The 14439-nt window shown below is 63.3% G+C and carries 22 protein-coding genes; 14 read left to right on the forward strand and 8 right to left on the reverse strand.

Features of this window, described 5'->3' with window-relative positions; all coding sequences use genetic code 11:
• The first annotated feature begins 4 nt into the window (after positions 1-4).
• From JKG68_RS00680 to rpmG, 3 genes are all read left to right on the forward strand, one after another.
• Positions 5-487 (forward strand): DUF983 domain-containing protein, encoded by a 483-nt coding sequence (locus JKG68_RS00680; protein ID WP_202055163.1) that lies wholly within the window; start codon positions 5-7, stop codon positions 485-487.
• Positions 432-1190 (forward strand): NUDIX hydrolase, encoded by a 759-nt coding sequence (locus tag JKG68_RS00685; RefSeq protein ID WP_376773093.1) that lies wholly within the window; start codon positions 432-434, stop codon positions 1188-1190. The genes JKG68_RS00680 and JKG68_RS00685 overlap by 56 nt, the downstream gene beginning before the upstream one ends.
• 313 nt (positions 1191-1503) lie before the next feature.
• Positions 1504-1671, forward strand: a complete 168-nt coding sequence (gene rpmG / locus JKG68_RS00690; RefSeq protein WP_202055164.1) for a 50S ribosomal protein L33 — start codon at positions 1504-1506, stop codon at positions 1669-1671.
• A gap of 91 nt (positions 1672-1762) precedes the next feature.
• Here the strand turns inward: rpmG and JKG68_RS00695 are convergent, their stop codons facing one another.
• From JKG68_RS00695 to JKG68_RS00710, 4 genes are all read right to left on the reverse strand, one after another.
• On the reverse strand, positions 1763-2356 hold the full coding sequence (locus JKG68_RS00695; RefSeq protein WP_202055165.1) for a hypothetical protein: 594 nt from the start codon (positions 2354-2356) through the stop codon (positions 1763-1765).
• A gap of 31 nt (positions 2357-2387) precedes the next feature.
• Positions 2388-2606 (reverse strand): hypothetical protein, encoded by a 219-nt coding sequence (locus tag JKG68_RS00700; RefSeq protein ID WP_202055166.1) that lies wholly within the window; start codon positions 2604-2606, stop codon positions 2388-2390.
• A 218-nt stretch (positions 2607-2824) separates the two neighbouring features.
• Positions 2825-3460: an SGNH/GDSL hydrolase family protein gene (locus tag JKG68_RS00705; RefSeq protein ID WP_202055167.1), complete on the reverse strand. Its 636-nt coding sequence runs from the start codon at positions 3458-3460 to the stop codon at positions 2825-2827.
• The gene (locus tag JKG68_RS00710) at positions 3457-3840 is read right to left on the reverse strand and encodes a response regulator (RefSeq protein WP_202055168.1); all 384 of its coding nucleotides are present in this window, start codon (positions 3838-3840) and stop codon (positions 3457-3459) included. The genes JKG68_RS00705 and JKG68_RS00710 overlap by 4 nt, the downstream gene beginning before the upstream one ends.
• A 153-nt stretch (positions 3841-3993) precedes the next feature.
• Here JKG68_RS00710 and JKG68_RS00715 point away from each other — a divergent pair, with 153 nt between their 5' ends.
• Positions 3994-4251, forward strand: coding sequence for a hypothetical protein (locus tag JKG68_RS00715; RefSeq protein ID WP_202055169.1), 258 nt, complete (start codon positions 3994-3996; stop codon positions 4249-4251).
• A 20-nt stretch (positions 4252-4271) separates the two neighbouring features.
• Here JKG68_RS00715 and JKG68_RS00720 read toward each other — a convergent pair whose 3' ends face one another.
• Positions 4272-4535, reverse strand: a complete 264-nt coding sequence (locus JKG68_RS00720; RefSeq protein ID WP_202055170.1) for a hypothetical protein — start codon at positions 4533-4535, stop codon at positions 4272-4274.
• Between the two features lie 136 nt (positions 4536-4671).
• Between JKG68_RS00720 and JKG68_RS00725 the strand changes: the two genes are divergently transcribed.
• From JKG68_RS00725 to JKG68_RS00750, 6 genes are all read left to right on the forward strand, one after another.
• Positions 4672-4782: an LPXTG cell wall anchor domain-containing protein gene (locus JKG68_RS00725; RefSeq protein ID WP_202055171.1), complete on the forward strand. Its 111-nt coding sequence runs from the start codon at positions 4672-4674 to the stop codon at positions 4780-4782.
• A gap of 22 nt (positions 4783-4804) precedes the next feature.
• Positions 4805-5068 carry a glutaredoxin family protein gene (locus tag JKG68_RS00730; RefSeq protein WP_202055172.1) on the forward strand — a complete coding sequence of 88 codons (264 nt, stop codon included), beginning with the start codon at positions 4805-4807 and terminating at the stop codon, positions 5066-5068.
• A gap of 10 nt (positions 5069-5078) precedes the next feature.
• Positions 5079-5453: an SPW repeat domain-containing protein gene (locus JKG68_RS00735; protein WP_202055173.1), complete on the forward strand. Its 375-nt coding sequence runs from the start codon at positions 5079-5081 to the stop codon at positions 5451-5453.
• 70 nt (positions 5454-5523) lie between these two features.
• The gene (locus JKG68_RS00740) at positions 5524-5721 is read left to right on the forward strand and encodes a hypothetical protein (protein ID WP_202055174.1); all 198 of its coding nucleotides are present in this window, start codon (positions 5524-5526) and stop codon (positions 5719-5721) included.
• A 59-nt stretch (positions 5722-5780) separates the two neighbouring features.
• On the forward strand, positions 5781-6902 hold the full coding sequence (locus JKG68_RS00745; protein ID WP_202055175.1) for an FUSC family protein: 1122 nt from the start codon (positions 5781-5783) through the stop codon (positions 6900-6902).
• Between the two features lie 35 nt (positions 6903-6937).
• Positions 6938-7756 carry an alpha/beta hydrolase gene (locus tag JKG68_RS00750; protein ID WP_202055176.1) on the forward strand — a complete coding sequence of 273 codons (819 nt, stop codon included), beginning with the start codon at positions 6938-6940 and terminating at the stop codon, positions 7754-7756.
• A 25-nt stretch (positions 7757-7781) separates the two neighbouring features.
• On the opposite strand, the gene JKG68_RS00755 is transcribed toward JKG68_RS00750, so the two are convergent.
• Positions 7782-9617 (reverse strand): adenine deaminase, encoded by a 1836-nt coding sequence (locus tag JKG68_RS00755; protein ID WP_202055177.1) that lies wholly within the window; start codon positions 9615-9617, stop codon positions 7782-7784.
• 519 nt (positions 9618-10136) lie between these two features.
• Positions 10137-10520 (reverse strand): response regulator, encoded by a 384-nt coding sequence (locus JKG68_RS00760; protein WP_202055178.1) that lies wholly within the window; start codon positions 10518-10520, stop codon positions 10137-10139.
• Here JKG68_RS00760 and JKG68_RS00765 point away from each other — a divergent pair.
• Together JKG68_RS00765 and JKG68_RS00770 are read left to right on the forward strand one after the other, a co-directional pair.
• The gene (locus tag JKG68_RS00765; RefSeq protein WP_246514990.1) at positions 10501-10911 is read left to right on the forward strand and encodes a DUF3572 domain-containing protein; all 411 of its coding nucleotides are present in this window, start codon (positions 10501-10503) and stop codon (positions 10909-10911) included. The two genes, JKG68_RS00760 and JKG68_RS00765, sit on opposite strands and share 20 nt — an antisense overlap.
• A gap of 29 nt (positions 10912-10940) precedes the next feature.
• Complete coding sequence (locus JKG68_RS00770; protein WP_202055179.1) at positions 10941-12215, forward strand: DNA polymerase IV; 1275 nt, start codon at positions 10941-10943, stop codon at positions 12213-12215.
• Here the strand turns inward: JKG68_RS00770 and JKG68_RS00775 are convergent.
• Positions 12206-13045, reverse strand: coding sequence for a cell envelope integrity EipB family protein (locus JKG68_RS00775; RefSeq protein WP_202055180.1), 840 nt, complete (start codon positions 13043-13045; stop codon positions 12206-12208). The two genes, JKG68_RS00770 and JKG68_RS00775, sit on opposite strands and share 10 nt — an antisense overlap.
• Positions 13046-13170: 125 nt before the next feature.
• Between JKG68_RS00775 and JKG68_RS00780 the strand changes: the two genes are divergently transcribed.
• Both JKG68_RS00780 and JKG68_RS00785 read left to right on the forward strand, forming a co-directional pair.
• Positions 13171-13641: a RidA family protein gene (locus JKG68_RS00780; RefSeq protein ID WP_202055181.1), complete on the forward strand. Its 471-nt coding sequence runs from the start codon at positions 13171-13173 to the stop codon at positions 13639-13641.
• Positions 13638-14390, forward strand: a complete 753-nt coding sequence (locus tag JKG68_RS00785) for a glycerophosphodiester phosphodiesterase family protein (protein ID WP_202055182.1) — start codon at positions 13638-13640, stop codon at positions 14388-14390. The genes JKG68_RS00780 and JKG68_RS00785 overlap by 4 nt, the downstream gene beginning before the upstream one ends.
• Positions 14391-14439: the final 49 nt, after the last annotated feature.

The following is a 14439-nucleotide window of genomic DNA, read 5'->3' on the forward strand; positions in this document are numbered from 1 at the left end:
GGCGATGTCTTTGACGATCAAGACGGGCTCCCTGGAGGAGCCCGGCGACATAAAGGTCATCCCGGCCATGAGGCGCGGCTTTCTCGGCCACTGTCCGGCCTGCGACAAGGGTCGGCTCTTCGGCCGCTTTCTCAAGGTGGCTGAGCAGTGCGACGCCTGCGGGACAGAGTTTCACCACCACAGGGCGGACGACCTGCCGCCCTATCTGGTGATCTTCATCGTCGGCCACCTGATCGGCTACGGCATCCTGATGACCGAGACCAGGCTGGAGGTGCCCATGTGGGTGCATCTGGCCACCTGGCCCGCTCTGACGCTGATCCTGTGCCTTGCGCTTCTCCAGCCTGTGAAAGGCGCTGTCGTGGGGCTGCAATACGCGCTAGGTATGCATGGCTTCGGGGCGGCCCGGGCGAAGAAGATTGCCGACGAGGACAATGCACGTGACGGATATCGAAACCCTGGCGAAGATGGATCGCCTCGTTTCCGCTGAGGCCAACCCCAAAGCTCCGACCATCCGTCCGGTCGACGCCGCAACCCTCATCATCATCGACCGCAAGCCCAAAAGCCCGAAGGTGCTCATGGGCAAGCGCCATCAGGGTCTCAAGTTCATGCCGGGCAAGTTCGTCTTTCCCGGCGGGCGGATCGAGGCCGGCGACCGGTCCATGACGGTGACCGGCGCCCTACACCCTCGCGCCGAGCAGGCCCTGATGGCCCGCGTGACTAAGCCCTCGGCCCAGCGGAGCCGTGCCCTGGCCCTGGCGGCGATCCGCGAGACCTGCGAGGAAACGGGCCTTCTCCTGGGCTCCAAGGATTACGGCAGCCCGGACAAGGTGCCGGCCGGCACGGCATGGTCCACTTTCCAGGAACGGGGCGTCTATCCTGATCTCGAAGCCCTGCACTTCATCGGCCGGGCCATCACGCCTCCGAAGCGGGTAAGGCGCTTCGACACCCGGTTCTTTGCCGTCGATCGCACCGCCATCGCCGATGAAGTCGAGGGAGTGATCGGCCCCGAGGCGGAGCTTGTGGAGCTGACCTGGGTCACCATCGCTCAGGCGAAAGCCTTGGATCTGCCCCCGATCACGACGGTGATTCTCAATGAGCTGGAGGCCCGTATCGCCGCTGGCTTCGGGCACCAGCTGCCGGTGCCCTTCTTCCATCAGCAGCGCGGCCGTTTCATAAAGGAGCTGCTGTAATCCGGACGCCACCCGTTATCCCGGAGCCGTGTAGCAGAGCCCTGAACCCATAGCCTTTAAGAGCCAGAATGGGCATGGGGCAGAATGGCATGGGGACTGAACGCACACGCGTTGAAACCCATGATCATGGATCCCTGTCTTCGCGGGGATGACAGTGGAGGTCTGGCGGGGATTTTTCGCCCCCTGCCCTTGACGGAACTTGGATTATGGGGCAATGGAACGTCACGATTTTCCGGCCGGGTTCGCCCGGCTTTTGCGTTTCGCCGAAGCCCTAGGGCCCACCGAAACGCCGAACCGAACATGAGGTCCGACCATGGCCAAAGCCGCAACGATCAAAGTGAAGCTCGTCTCCACCGCCGACACGGGCTATTTCTACGTGACGAAGAAGAACTCGCGCACGATGACCGACAAGATCACGATGAAGAAGTACGATCCTGTCGCGAAGAAGCACGTGGACTTCAAGGAAGCCAAGATCAAGTAATCCGCTTCCAAGCAGAATTGCGCAGATAAAAACCGCCCTCTCGGGCGGTTTTTTCGTTCTCTGTGGTAAAGACTGCCCGGCAGGTGCCTGCCTAGCGGCTCGAACGCGTGTCTTCCCAGTGGCGGATCCGGTCCATCTCACGCATCTGGCGACGGCTGATCGAACCGGTCGTTACCACATCGCGCCGGGCGGCTCGCACGAGGCGGACACGATCGCGGTCCCAGAAGCGCCTGTCATTGATTGCCCGTGGCTCTCTGTAGACCACCCGCGTCACCTCACGGGGCTGCCGGTAAACGACTCGGGTGCGGTAGCGCGGTTCGCGGTAGACCACTCGGGTCTGATAGACCGGAGCAGGCCGGTAGACGACGCGTGTTGCGACCGGGGCCGAGTAGTAGCCGTAGGCCGGGTCGGAATAGGCCGGATAGCTATAGGCTGCAGGATAGCCGTACCCATAGCGATAGCCGTAGGACGGATAGCTGTAGCCATAACCGGGATAGGCGTAAGCCGGGGTAGCTGCGGCAGTGAGCAGGCCGCCGAGCACCACGCCGCCGATCAGGCCGGCGGCGACGGCGCCACCATTGTTCCAGCCGCCGTGGCGATGGCCGCGCCACCGTTGGGCCTCAGCCGATCCGACGCTTCCGACAGTGATGATGGCAGCACTGGCCAGTAACGCTAGTTTCTTCATGACCAACCTCTTGAGAAGGGGCAAATACCCTTCAATACTGAATCAATTCAGAAGCCTGAGTCTTGGTTCGCAGCTTGGCTGAAAAACTCGTAATTTCTTGATGAAAATCAAAGATTTCTGACAATTCGTTCACAATTGCTGACCGATGCTCGGCGATCCGCTCCGCATCTGCGGCTAAGCTGAAGTTGAAGCGTTGATCCGTTTGGCAGCCTCGCGCCATGCCGCCCTGCGCCGCTTGGCCAATGAGCAATCCTGCCTCCGATCGACGCAACCTGATCAAGAAAGACGGCAAGCTCCTCAATTCGCTGGTTCGATGTTTCCGGCTTCCGCGTCATGGCACCTCGGCTTTCAGGTCTAATCTTTACAAGGACCGAGAGGACGATTGGGAGGATGATCGGGAGGACCCAGGATGCTCCGGGAGCCTGTTCGCCACAGGCAGATGATTGGCCGCCTTCGAGGACCAATCGATCAGCGTGCATAAACCTGCGAGCGCGGGAAAATCGTGTTTCCCGCCGCTACTTGCGCGATTACGCCCGCGATCTTCTCCCCACCCTTGGCCGATGGCTCTATGGGGTTGGCGTAGTCGTCGGGCTCGTTGCAGATCAGGCGCAGGTCGATGAGGTGGAGCCTGCGGGCAAAGGCTTCGCGGGTGATGACGTCGTTGAAGATGGAAAGCGCCGTCACCACAAGGCGCTGCTCCTGCGGGTCCGGGAACCGGGCATCGTAGATCGTGCAGACCGCAGTCGGCAGGCGGCGCTCGAGAACGGCATCGAGCATTGCCCGGTAGTTTCGGGCAAACTCGTCCTGAACGGCGGCGAACTTCGCGATCACCTCGGCCACCGAGCGGGCTTGCTCCCGCAGGAGGCCGCTGCTGCGCAGAGCATCGTTGCCGCCAACGCTCACCACCAAGTGGGTCGCGTCCGAAGGCAACCTTGCCAGTTGTCGCTCGACACCGGCGGTGACGGCGCCATCAACCGCGCAGAGGGAGGCCTTCGCGCCGCCGGGAAGCTTCGCCTGCACCTGCGTCACCACATCGGGCTCGCCCCGGCGCACATAGGCGCCGTTGTCGAAGATGCTGTCGCCGAGCAGCACGACGTGAGTCATGAGGCTCTCCCGAGCAGCCGGTTCAGGGCCGGAACGAGATGGGTGGTCAGGTAGGGCTTGGCGACGAATTCCGCGCCTGCAGGCACAGGCCCGGAACTGGCATCCGAATGCCCCGACATCATCACCACGGCCAGATCGGGCCAGCGCCTGCGAGCCTGGTCCGCCAGCTCGAAGCCGTCGATCTTGCCAGGCACGTGCGCGTCGGTCAGGAGGGCATGGACGGCAGGGCGGCTCTGAAGCTGGGCGAGGGCAGCATCCGAATCCGTCGCTTCGAGCACCTCGAATCCTGCCTCATGCAGGTGGCGGACAAGCGCCTCCCGGATGCTCGGCTCCTCCTCCACCAGGAGAACCACCGGAGACTGTTGCGGCGATGAGGGCACCTGCGCATTCCCTTCCGATAGGACAAACCCGTGCAGCGACAACTTGGCGGAAACTGCCCTTGTTCCAGATGTAACCTTCTCTCGTCTCCACGGAACGCCCCTCCGTGGGCAACGTTGATTCAAAAGCCCGATGGCGGGCTGAGGAGAGATCAGATGCTTGAAACATTCAAGGCGTCCATGCTGACCATGATGCTGACGGTCTGGAGCACCATCGCTTTCGCTCAGACACCCCCAGCCGGAGCGCCCGGAGGTGGAGCAACCTCCCCTTCAGGAACCACGACCGGAGCGACCCCCGGCGAGGCGGCGGCCGCAGGCGACGGAATGGACTGGATCTGGATCATCGTCGCCGTCGTCGTGGTTGCCGCACTCCTCTACTACTTCCTCGGGCGCGGCCGCAGCACGAGGGTTTGATCGCGCACGGAACAAGCCAGTCAGGCTGGCGGTGTATCGCCAGCCTGAAAGAAAGGCCTGAAGTTTTCGAGCCAGGAGACGAGCCAGAACTCCAAAGCTGCCTTGGCGGCCTGCTCCGTCGGACCGTAGCCCCAGGCATCCTCCTGGAGAGGTGTCGACCAGATCCAGAATTTGTTGCTGCCGTCATAGGCGACGTTGCCGACCTCGATGGGTCCGACAAAGCCCACATGGCGATTGAGCGGCACGCCAGCCACGCGGTCCTGCTGCCACTGAATTCTGCTCATCCGCCGCTCTGCCGATCCTCTGGCCCTCCCTGCGATTTAGAGCAGCCGCCCATCTTCACAAGCCAAGGATGCTTGAGCGGAGGAACAGGGCGCTGGAGAACCACGTTGCCGCAACAGACCAGGAGGGAGATGGGCCATGGAAGGCGGTGCGATCTGGCTGACGACGATCGGCACGATCATCGGCCTCTCGGCTCTGATCCTCGTAATCGCGATCGTCCTGCGGCGACGCAGGCGCTCCCTCAAGTGATATACCCTGAAAGGACCATGCCTTGAAGCTCGAGCTCATTCACAAATGGCAGTGCCCCTACTCAGCCCGCGTGCGCGACTTCATCGACGAGCAGGGATTGAAGGACCGGATCGACTATACGGAGATCAACGAGGTCGAGGGCGCGAAAGACAAGCTCGTCCAGCTGACCGGGAAGTCGCAGGTGCCCTGTCTGGTGATCGACGGCCAGCCGATGCTGGAAAGCGGCGAGATTGTGCAATGGCTTCAGCAGAACCTCTCCGGCGCGCAAGGCGCTGCACGCTCGTAAGGCCCGTCGAATGCGCTTCATTCCGACGAGCGTGCATGGCGTGATCGACTATATCTGGGGGATCGCGCTGCTCTCGACCCCCTGGCTCCTCGGTTTCGCGGATGTGCCGGCAGCCAAGTGGGTTGCGGTCGTGTTCGGGGTGGGAGCGATCCTTTACTCCGCCCTGACGGCTTATGAGCTCGGGGTGCTGCGCCTCCTGCCGATGCCCCTCCACCTGATCTTCGACGGGATCGGAGGATTGGTGCTGGCGGCCTCGCCCTTCCTGTTCGGCTTTGCGGACCGGGTCTACCTCCCGCATGTGCTCTTTGGCCTGTTCTCCGTTGCGGCGAGCCTTCTGACCCGGATGGAAACAGTGCTGTCCACCGGCCATCGGGAGCCCGCCTGACTACCCAGAATTCGTGTTTGACGACGGGTGCCAAGAGGCGCAGCATCGTGCTTCCTCGAAGGAGGCGGCCATGTTCGATCAAGTCGTCGAAGTGAGTGAGGCGTTCCGTCAAAGTGCAGCCCAGATGCAGGGATCTCTGCGGATGGCCATGAAGGGCTGCCCGGAATGCGGCACGTCCCATATGATCGCGTCACCGGGCCTTGGCATCTGCGCAGATTGCGGATCGAGCCTGAGAGTGCTGCCAGACCCGCAGGATCCTCACGCATAGGCTCAATCGCCTGGCACCCTTTGCGAACCACCCTTTATGCTCTGCGTTCGGAGAATCGCATGGCATTCCTTGGGTGGATCGGACGAGCCTGGGACCGGATCGGGCTACGTCCCGCAGATATGAAGCTGGCGTTGCGGGTAACCGTCGCCGGTTTCCTTGCCTTTGTAGTGACGAAGGTCATCGGCCTGCCGCAGGGATACTGGGCCGTGATTACGGCCGTTGTGGTGACCCAGGCCAGCGTCGGAGGTTCACTCAAGGCCGCCATCGAGCGGTTCAGCGGCACGCTTGCCGGAGCTGTCTACGGCGGAGTCGTTGCGGCTTTCGTCCCGCATGACTCTCCCGCCGGCTTGGGGCTTGCAATCGTCGTCGCCCTGCTCCCTCTGGCACTTCTTGCCGCCGTCAGACCAGCCTTCCGGGTTGCGCCCATCACCGCGCTCATCATGCTTCTGCCGCCGACGGGGCAGGCGATCGGCCCCCTTTTCTCGGCCTTCGACCGCGTGCTGGAGATCACGCTGGGCAACATCGTAGGCCTCATCGTCTCCCTGTTGGTGCTGCCTGCCCGAGCCCACACCCTGATGACGGAAGCCGCCGCAAAGGTTGTCTCCCTCAATGCGGAGCTGATCTCCCTCTTCATTGACGAACTCACCGCGGGTCCGAAAGGCCGTGAGGCGTTGCAGCAGCTTCACCCACGAATCCGCGCGGCCCTGAAGAAGGCGGAAGCCGCCGCCGATGAAGCGGCGCGGGAGCGCCGAAGCCACCTGACCGATGCCGCCGATCCGGAGCCCCTCATCCGCACGCTCTACCGGGTGCGCCACGATCTCGTGATGATCGGCCGCGCCGCGTCGAGCCCTCTGCCCGCACCGATCCTGGAGAGGCTAGGACCGACGCTGACCGTCCTGCATGAAAGAACTCGGGAATTGCTCTTAGGGCTGGCGCAGGCTCTTCAGCATCGTAAGCCACCTCCGGATCCAGGTGCTTTCCAGGCCGCTTTTCATGCCTTCATCGGCGCCACGGAAGCTCTCAGGTCAGATGTCCTGATGCAAAAGCTGCCCGGCGAGACCTTCGGGCAGGTCTTTGCCCTGGGCTTTGCCTTCGAGCAGTTCAAGAAGGACCTTGGCGATCTGCTGGCACGCACCGAGGAGCTGGCGCTGCGGAGCACTCCTGAAGCTTCGGAGCGTTGACCTTGCCGGCAGCACGCCATTCCAGGCTGGCACGCATGTGGTTTGTTTATCTAATTCTCGGCATCAGCCTCCTCTACGCCGCCCTGGTCTCGGTGGCAGCGCTGTCGCAAACCCGGATGCTGTTTCCGGCACAGATGGCAGCGGCCAACCGGCCCAACCTGCCGCCGTCGGCCGAACGGCTGGAGCTGACAACAGCCGATGGCGTGCGCCTCATCGGCGTGCGGCTCGGCAGCCGGTCGGACCTGAAGCCCGCGCTGCTCGGGTTCGGGGGCAATGCGTGGAATGCGGAGGCCATGGGGCTGTATCTCCATGGCCTCTTTCCGGATCACGAGGTGATCGCGTTTCATTACCGTGGCTATCCGCCGAGCGGCGGCCAGCCGAGCGCAAAGGCCCTGCTCGAGGACTCGCTGGCGATCTTCGACCGCCTGCAGCAGGAACCCGCCCGAAGGGTCGTCGCCGTCGGCTTCAGCATCGGCAGCGGGGTGGCTGCCTATCTGGCCCGCCATCGCCCCGTGGACGGCCTCGTGCTGGTCACACCCTTCGACTCGCTGAAGGCCCTCGCCCGCGAACATTTTCCATGGGCGCCCACCGGATTGCTCCTGCGGCACCACATGCCGACCATCGACCTTGTGAAGGATCAACGGACATCGACCGCTCTGATCGCAGCAGGCCGCGACACCATCGTGCCGCCTCGGCGCACGGAGCCATTGCGCACGGCAATCCCCAACCTCGTTCTCGACCGCACCGTCGCCGAGGCAGGCCATAACGATCTGTACGGTCATCCCGCCTTCGCAGCCGCCATGCGCGAAGCGCTGGGGAGGTTTGAAGCGCCTGCGCCGCAGCAGCGCCCGTGAAAAGGCCCTCACCGGGCGGCGGCCGTCACCCCTCGTAAAGCGGCACGAGCTCCATTTCCGGCACCAGAACCAGGCCCTTGTCGGTGATGCGGATCTCCGGGATCACGGAAAGCGGGATCAGGTTGAAACCCATATAGGGGATCTTGCAGCCCGCCCTTTCCCAGGCTGCCTTCAAGGCTTGCGTCTCGGCCGCCACCTCGGTCACGCGCTTGTCGGAGAGAAGACCGGCGATCGGGAGCGCGACCATGGCGACGACCTTGCCGCCATCGACGAGGCAAACGCCGCCTTGGGCTTCGATGAGCGTATCGAGGGCAACCCGCATGTCGGCCTCGTTCGTGCCGGCGACGATGACGTTGTGGGAGTCGTGCCCGACGCTGCTGGCGACGGCGCCGCTTTTGAGCCCGAAATCCTTGAGCAGACCATGGGCCACACCCCCGGTGCGGCCGTGACGCTCGATGACGGTGACGAAGGTCAGATCGTTCTTGGAGAGCAAAGCCTCCCAGCTCTCCTCCTTGTCCAGTTGAACCTTGTCGTGGAACAGCACGATGCCCGGCAGGGCAACGCGGATCACATTGGCCGTGCAGGATTCCGTCGGCAGTTCCGGGATCAGCTTCGGCACCTGGGGGATATGGACCGTGCGGTAGGCTTCGTCCGGATAGCGGTAGCGGTTGGAGAGCGCCCCATCGAGAACCGGCGTGATCCGCTTGTTCTCGACCACGAGCTCGCCGCCGTACCAGGTGTTCTGCACCTCCAGCTCATCGTTGAGCAGCACCACGTCGGCCCGGCGTCCGCCGCCGAGGCCGCCGATCTCGCCTTCCATGGCAAAGCGGGTGGCCGGATGAAGCGAGCCCATGCTCCACGCCTGCTCGCGGCTCATCCCGGCGCGGCGCGCCTCTCGGGTCACCCAGTCCATGCCGAACATCATGAGGTCGTCAGCATCCCGGTCGTCGGTGCACACGCAAATGCGCTTGTGGGACGAGCCCAGCTCCGTGATGGTCTTGATGGCCTCCGGCAGGGAGTGCCATGGGGTCGTAGGCGGACCGCCGCGCAGGAAGATCCAGACGCCCGCGTCGAGCAGATCGTCCGCGATGTCCCTGTCGATGGCTTCGTGGGTGTCGGTGACGCCGCTTGCCGCATAGGCCGCGACGAACTCGCGGCCATAGATGTGCCCCGAGATCGGCTTGCCGCGCTCCAGGGCCGCGGCCAGGATCGCATGGCTGCGCTCGTCGCCCATTGTGACGGGCACGAAATCCATCTTCTCGCCGAGCGCCGCTGCTTCCGGCCAGCTGTCGAAGAGGGCTGCGATCTTTTCAGGCGTCAGGTCGCCACCGGCGGTTTCCAGCTCCGGCGAGGTTGCCGGCACCGTGCTGGGCACGGTGAGGAAAATGGAAAGCGGCGCGTGACGGGCATCCTCCAGCATCATCTCGATGCCGGCGGCGTCCATCACGTTGCCGATCTCGTGGCTGTCGCAGAAGATCGTCGTCGTGCCGTTGAGCAACGCCGCCTCCGCATAGGCGCAGGCCGTGATCATGCTGCTTTCGATATGGATGTGCGGATCGACCAGGCCGGGCGCAATGATGCCGCCCTTCGCGTCATAGACCCTGCCCGGCGTTCCCTTCACCTGCCTATGGGAGCCGGCCGACTTGACGGCCGCAATGCGCCCGCCCGCAATCCAGATCTCCCGCTCGGGCGCGATGCGCTCGCTGTAGGTGGAGAGCACCCGAGCACCCGTGATCACCAGATCGGCGGGAGCACGGCCCGAGGCCACATCCGCCAGCCGCCGGGTCATGGTCGATAGGGGAGCCACGGAAAAGCGGGTCAACGCTGTCTTGGAAGGCTGCGATGGTGTGCGATGGTCCATGTCCCTCATCCCGTTTGGAAAGTGTTTTCCTAACGTAGCAGGGCAGGACAGCAACCGCACCTTGGATCATGCCGGCAGCGGCAGTTTCCTTGACGGCATGCCTGTCTTATGGCCAAGCTTGGGGTGTACGAGATGTTTGACTGACTCGAACGGACATGACGAAAGTTCTTCAATGCTTCCCGCGCGCAACCCAGGCAAATAAAAAGGCGCCTTGCGGCGCCATGCTTGGAAAATGAAGTTTGGTGGCCAGCTGGGGGCAGTGTTGAGGAGGCAACGATCTGCCCCCAAGCTGGCCGAGCCCCCGAAGTCCCAGGAGATGCGGCGGACCTGAGCATCCGTAGGGCATTTCTTCCGCTCGTGGCGGATACTTGAGTTGAACGTATAGGAAACATTTGGCGATGCAAGCGCCCTTGTGGCCAAAAAGCGGCATTTTCCCAAAAAAGTTAAAGCCAAGTGTTGTCAAAGAGATGAATCGTTCTCCTGACGTTAGGTTTTAGCCAGGTAAATATTCCGGCCAAGCTAAGAGGAAGCGTTGTCGGCCTCAAGGTATGTCTTGACCGTGGCGATGAACTTGGCCACGGAAATGGGCTTGGACATGTAGGCCTCGCAGCCCCCTTCCCGGATCCTCTCCTCGTCGCCCTTCATGGCAAAGGCCGTGATGGCGATCACGGGAATGGACTTCAGCTCCTCATCCGCCTTCAGCCAGCGGGTCACCTCGAGGCCTGAGACCTCGGGAAGCTGGATGTCCATGAGGATCAGGTCAGGCTTATGGGCCCGGGCCAGCTCCATGGCCTCGATGCCATGGCTGGTCTTCAAGGTCGCGTAGCCATGAGCCTCAAGGAGGTCGTTGAAGAGCTTCATGTTGAGTTCGTTGTCCTCAACGATGAGCACCGTCTTCTTCATTGCCGCTATCCCGGGGCCCAAAAACGCACTTCACCGGCCCAATTATTCATCTGATGATATAGGTAGGTCTAAACCTATTGATGAAATGCAAACTGACAGCATGAACACTCCCTTAAAAAGAGTTACCCGCGAAGAGGCCGAAAATGTCGCACTCCAGGCTTTCTCGTTCATCATGAGCGACGAAGAGCGCCTGGGCCGCTTCCTTGCGGTGTCGGGGCTTGGCCCCGACACCATTCGTTCGGCGGCCTCGTCTCCAGGCTTCTTTGCCGGCATCCTCGACTACGTCGCCTCGGACGAGCCGCTGCTGATCGCCCTGGCCAAGGAAATGAACACCAAGCCTGAATACATCATGCAGGCCCACTGGAGCCTTTCTCCGTCCGAGTTCGAATAGCCAAGCCGCCTTCTGAGCCCAGCCGTTCCATGAGCGAAGCGCCCTTCTGCCGCGATTGCCTCACCCCCGCCGCCTGGCGCGGGGCAGACAGGTGCGCGGCCTGCGGGTCCCCTCGCCTGCTGCGGCACAAGGAGCGCGATGGCCTCTCCATCGCCCATGTGGACTGCGACGCCTTCTTCGCGGCGGTGGAGAAGCGCGACGAGCCGAGCTTAGCGGACAAGCCGGTGATCATCGGCGGCGGCAAGCGCGGGGTTGTCTCGACGGCCTGCTACGTGGCGCGCACCTATGGGGTGCGCTCCGCCATGCCCATGTTCCAGGCCCTCAAGCTGTGCCCCCACGCTGTGGTCATCAAGCCGAACGGAGACAAGTACAGCAAGGCCGGGCGCGAGGTGCGCCAGCTCATGCGGGAGCTCACGCCGCTGGTCGAGCCGGTCTCCATCGACGAGGCCTTCCTGGACCTGACCGGCACGGAGCGCCTGCACCACGGCAGCCCTGCCCTGACGCTCGCCCGATTCGCCCATAAGGTCGAGAACGAGATCGGGATCAGCATCTCGGTCGGGCTCTCCTACAACAAGTTCCTGGCCAAGATCGCCTCGGATCTCCACAAGCCTCGCGGCTTTTCCATCATCGGCCGTGAGGAGGCCGCCGATTTCCTCGCCGACAAGCCGGTCGGGATCATCCCGGGCATCGGCGCCTCAGCCCAGGCACGCCTTGCCAAGGTGGGCGTGACGCAGATCGCGCACCTGCGGGACGTGCCGTTGAAGCTCCTTTTCGAGGCGCTCGGCCGCGACTCGCAGCGCCTGTCCCGTCTGGCCTGGGGCGAGGACCGCCGGGCTGTCACCCCGGAGCGGGAGACCAAGAGCGTCTCGGCGGAGACAACCTTCGAGACGGACCTCCGCTCCTTCGAGGATCTCGAGCCGATCCTGTGGCGGCTGTCGGAAAAGGTCTCCCGGCGCCTCAAGGCCGCGGGCCTTGCCGGACGCAGCGTAACCCTGAAGCTCAAGGACAAAGAGTTCCGGCTCCTGACCCGGACCCGGTCGGGCCTCGCTCCAACCCAGCTCGCTGTCCGCTTGTTCGACCCCGCGCGGCAGCTCCTGAGGGCGTCCTGCGACGGGACGGCGTTTCGCCTCATTGGGATCGGTGCGGCCGATCTCTGCGATGGGGCGGACGCGGACAAGGGCGACCTCGCGGATCAGACGGTGGTGCGGCAGGCCCACATGGAGGCCGCGATCGACAAGATCCGCGAGAAGTTCGGCGCCAACGCCGTGCAGAAGGGAATCGTGCTGCGCAAGCCTCAGCGCTGACAGGGGCTCGGCGCCTGCACGTCCAAGCTCTTCAGATCGCCCTTCAGGGCGAAGTCGCCGTAATCGAGCTTCAGGGCGCGGCTGATGCCATTCTCATAAAGCTCGAAGGAAATCGTGTAGACCGGAACGCGGTCCGCGGTCCCTTCCTCGTAATAGCTGATCGTCACCGGCCAGCGCGGCACGGAGGCAAGGCTCTCCTGCCGGGCAGGGTCCTCCAGGGAGGCCGCCGCCGCACCCGGCTCGATCTTTCGGCCGATCAGGCCCAAGGTGTCATAAACCTTGTCGCCCTTGTTCGACCCGTCATAGACCTTCACGGCCAGGGTCGTATCACCGCGGCGGCCCGCTTCGATCAAACGTTTCAGGTGCTCGGTCGGAAAGACGGTCTCGCCGTTGGACGCGAAGGCTGCTCTCTTTGGCTGCTTGAGGTCAACGTTCAGCGTTCCCTGGGGCGTGAGCTTGGCATCGCCATCCACCTCCCCGTCCTTGATCAGTCCCTGGCGCAGGGATGTGCTTTTGAAATGCATGGAGCGGCCATCGCCCGTCTCGTAAGTCGCCGTCTGGATATCGACGGTGTTGGAGCCCGACTCACTGCTGTTCAGGATCGTGACCTGACGGTACTTGAGGGTGTAGCCGTCGCAGGCATCGCCACCGAACTCCATGGCGATGCGCCCTCTGGCGTTCTCGACCCCATTGGAGTTGCCTGCGCGCAGAAGCGAGAGGTCGTAGACCGCCCTGTGAGGCGCGAGTTGAACCGAGGGCTTCGCCGTCTCCGCTAAAGCCGGCATCAGCAAGACGATGGAAAGGCCCGAGGCCACAGCAAGGAAACGCATCTCTTCTCCCGATCCCACGGTTGCCAAGATAGGTGTGTCCTGCGGACAGGGCAATGTTCCCGCTTGCGTCCTTCCGGCTCATCCGCCACTACTCCTTCTGGATTAAGTGACAAACCGAGGCTTTCATGAGCGCAGTCGACAAGAAACTTCAGGACCTTGGCATCACCTTGCCGACACCGGCCGCACCGGTTGCAAACTACGTTCCTTTCGTGCGGACCGGGAACCTGATCGTCATTTCCGGGCAGCTCTGCCTCAGCCTCGACGGCAAGCTGGCCGACGGCCATAAGGGCAAGCTCGGGGCAGATATCTCTCCCGAGACCGGCCAGGAGGCCGCCCGGCTGTGTGCGATCAACCTCCTCGCCCAGCTCAAGGCCGCCGTCGGCGATCTCGATAAGGTGGTGCGCTGCGTGCGCCTCGGCGGCTTCATCAACGCCGTGCCGACCTTCGCGGCTCTCGCCCCCGTCATGAACGGCGCCTCGGACCTGATGGTCGAGGTCCTCGGCGATGCGGGCCGTCACGCCCGCTCCACGGTCGGCGTGGCCGAACTGCCGCTCGATGCCTGTGTCGAAGTCGAAGGGATGTTCGAAGTCCAATGAGCACGCCGAGCTGGCTTGTCGCGAAGCCCATCGCCCATCGCGGCCTTCACAACAAGGCGAACGGCGTCATCGAGAACACTCTCTCGGCCGCGGAAGCCGGCGTAGAGCGCGGTTTTCCCATCGAGCTCGACGTGCAGCTGACCGCAGATCACGAAGCCGTCGTGTTCCACGATTTCGAGCTGGAGCGCCTGACCGGAGAGACCGGCCGCGTCGCCGAGCGGAATCTGTCCGACCTGACCGGGATCGACATCTCCGGAGCCAAGGCGGGAGACAAGATTCCGTCGCTGACGCAGTTCCTCGATACGGTTGCCGGGCGGGTGCCGCTTGTGGTCGAGATCAAGAGCAAGTTCGACGGCAACATGACCCTGACGAAGCGGACCGTGGAAATCCTGAACGACTACAGCGGTCCGTTCGTGATCAAGTCCTTCGATCCCCAGATCGTCGCGACCCTGCGCTCCATCGCGCCGAGCATCACGCGCGGCATCATCGGCGAGCTGGAATATGCCTCAAAGGCCGACAGCTTCATGACAGACGAGCTGCGGCACAGGCTCTCGAACCTGCTGCATTTCGAAGAGTCCCAGCCGCAGTTCGTGTCCTGGAAGGTGAATAACCTGCCTTGCGCCGCCCCGTATTTGGCAAAGGCCATCGGCAACCTGCCCCTGATGGCATGGACCGTGCGCAATCCCGAGGATCGCGCCCGAGCGGAGCAGCATGCGGACCAGATGGTGTTCGAGGGCTTCCTGCCCTGACGGTTGCAAGGATCTCGCCGAGTGATTAGCTCTTTGTCCAAACGGCGAG

Source organism: Microvirga aerilata (assembly GCF_016743775.1).
GTDB lineage: Bacteria > Pseudomonadota > Alphaproteobacteria > Rhizobiales > Beijerinckiaceae > Microvirga > Microvirga aerilata.

Excerpts from the sequence above, each read along its gene's own strand:
- JKG68_RS00680 (WP_202055163.1), top strand. The coding sequence starts at position 5 with ATGTCTTTGACGATCAAGACGGGCTCCCTGGAGGAGCCCGGCGACATA.
- JKG68_RS00685 (WP_376773093.1), top strand. The coding sequence starts at position 432 with ATGCACGTGACGGATATCGAAACCCTGGCGAAGATGGATCGCCTCGTT.
- rpmG (WP_202055164.1), top strand. The coding sequence starts at position 1,504 with ATGGCCAAAGCCGCAACGATCAAAGTGAAGCTCGTCTCCACCGCCGAC.
- JKG68_RS00695 (WP_202055165.1), bottom strand. The coding sequence starts at position 2,356 with ATGAAGAAACTAGCGTTACTGGCCAGTGCTGCCATCATCACTGTCGGA.
- JKG68_RS00705 (WP_202055167.1), bottom strand. The coding sequence starts at position 3,460 with ATGACTCACGTCGTGCTGCTCGGCGACAGCATCTTCGACAACGGCGCC.
- JKG68_RS00715 (WP_202055169.1), top strand. The coding sequence starts at position 3,994 with ATGCTTGAAACATTCAAGGCGTCCATGCTGACCATGATGCTGACGGTC.
- JKG68_RS00720 (WP_202055170.1), bottom strand. The coding sequence starts at position 4,535 with ATGAGCAGAATTCAGTGGCAGCAGGACCGCGTGGCTGGCGTGCCGCTC.
- JKG68_RS00725 (WP_202055171.1), top strand. The coding sequence starts at position 4,672 with ATGGAAGGCGGTGCGATCTGGCTGACGACGATCGGCACGATCATCGGC.
- JKG68_RS00735 (WP_202055173.1), top strand. The coding sequence starts at position 5,079 with ATGCGCTTCATTCCGACGAGCGTGCATGGCGTGATCGACTATATCTGG.
- JKG68_RS00740 (WP_202055174.1), top strand. The coding sequence starts at position 5,524 with ATGTTCGATCAAGTCGTCGAAGTGAGTGAGGCGTTCCGTCAAAGTGCA.
- JKG68_RS00745 (WP_202055175.1), top strand. The coding sequence starts at position 5,781 with ATGGCATTCCTTGGGTGGATCGGACGAGCCTGGGACCGGATCGGGCTA.
- JKG68_RS00750 (WP_202055176.1), top strand. The coding sequence starts at position 6,938 with ATGTGGTTTGTTTATCTAATTCTCGGCATCAGCCTCCTCTACGCCGCC.
- JKG68_RS00755 (WP_202055177.1), bottom strand. The coding sequence starts at position 9,617 with ATGGACCATCGCACACCATCGCAGCCTTCCAAGACAGCGTTGACCCGC.
- JKG68_RS00765 (WP_246514990.1), top strand. The coding sequence starts at position 10,501 with ATGAGCACCGTCTTCTTCATTGCCGCTATCCCGGGGCCCAAAAACGCA.
- JKG68_RS00760 (WP_202055178.1), bottom strand. The coding sequence starts at position 10,520 with ATGAAGAAGACGGTGCTCATCGTTGAGGACAACGAACTCAACATGAAG.
- JKG68_RS00770 (WP_202055179.1), top strand. The coding sequence starts at position 10,941 with ATGAGCGAAGCGCCCTTCTGCCGCGATTGCCTCACCCCCGCCGCCTGG.
- JKG68_RS00775 (WP_202055180.1), bottom strand. The coding sequence starts at position 13,045 with ATGCGTTTCCTTGCTGTGGCCTCGGGCCTTTCCATCGTCTTGCTGATG.
- JKG68_RS00780 (WP_202055181.1), top strand. The coding sequence starts at position 13,171 with ATGAGCGCAGTCGACAAGAAACTTCAGGACCTTGGCATCACCTTGCCG.
- JKG68_RS00785 (WP_202055182.1), top strand. The coding sequence starts at position 13,638 with ATGAGCACGCCGAGCTGGCTTGTCGCGAAGCCCATCGCCCATCGCGGC.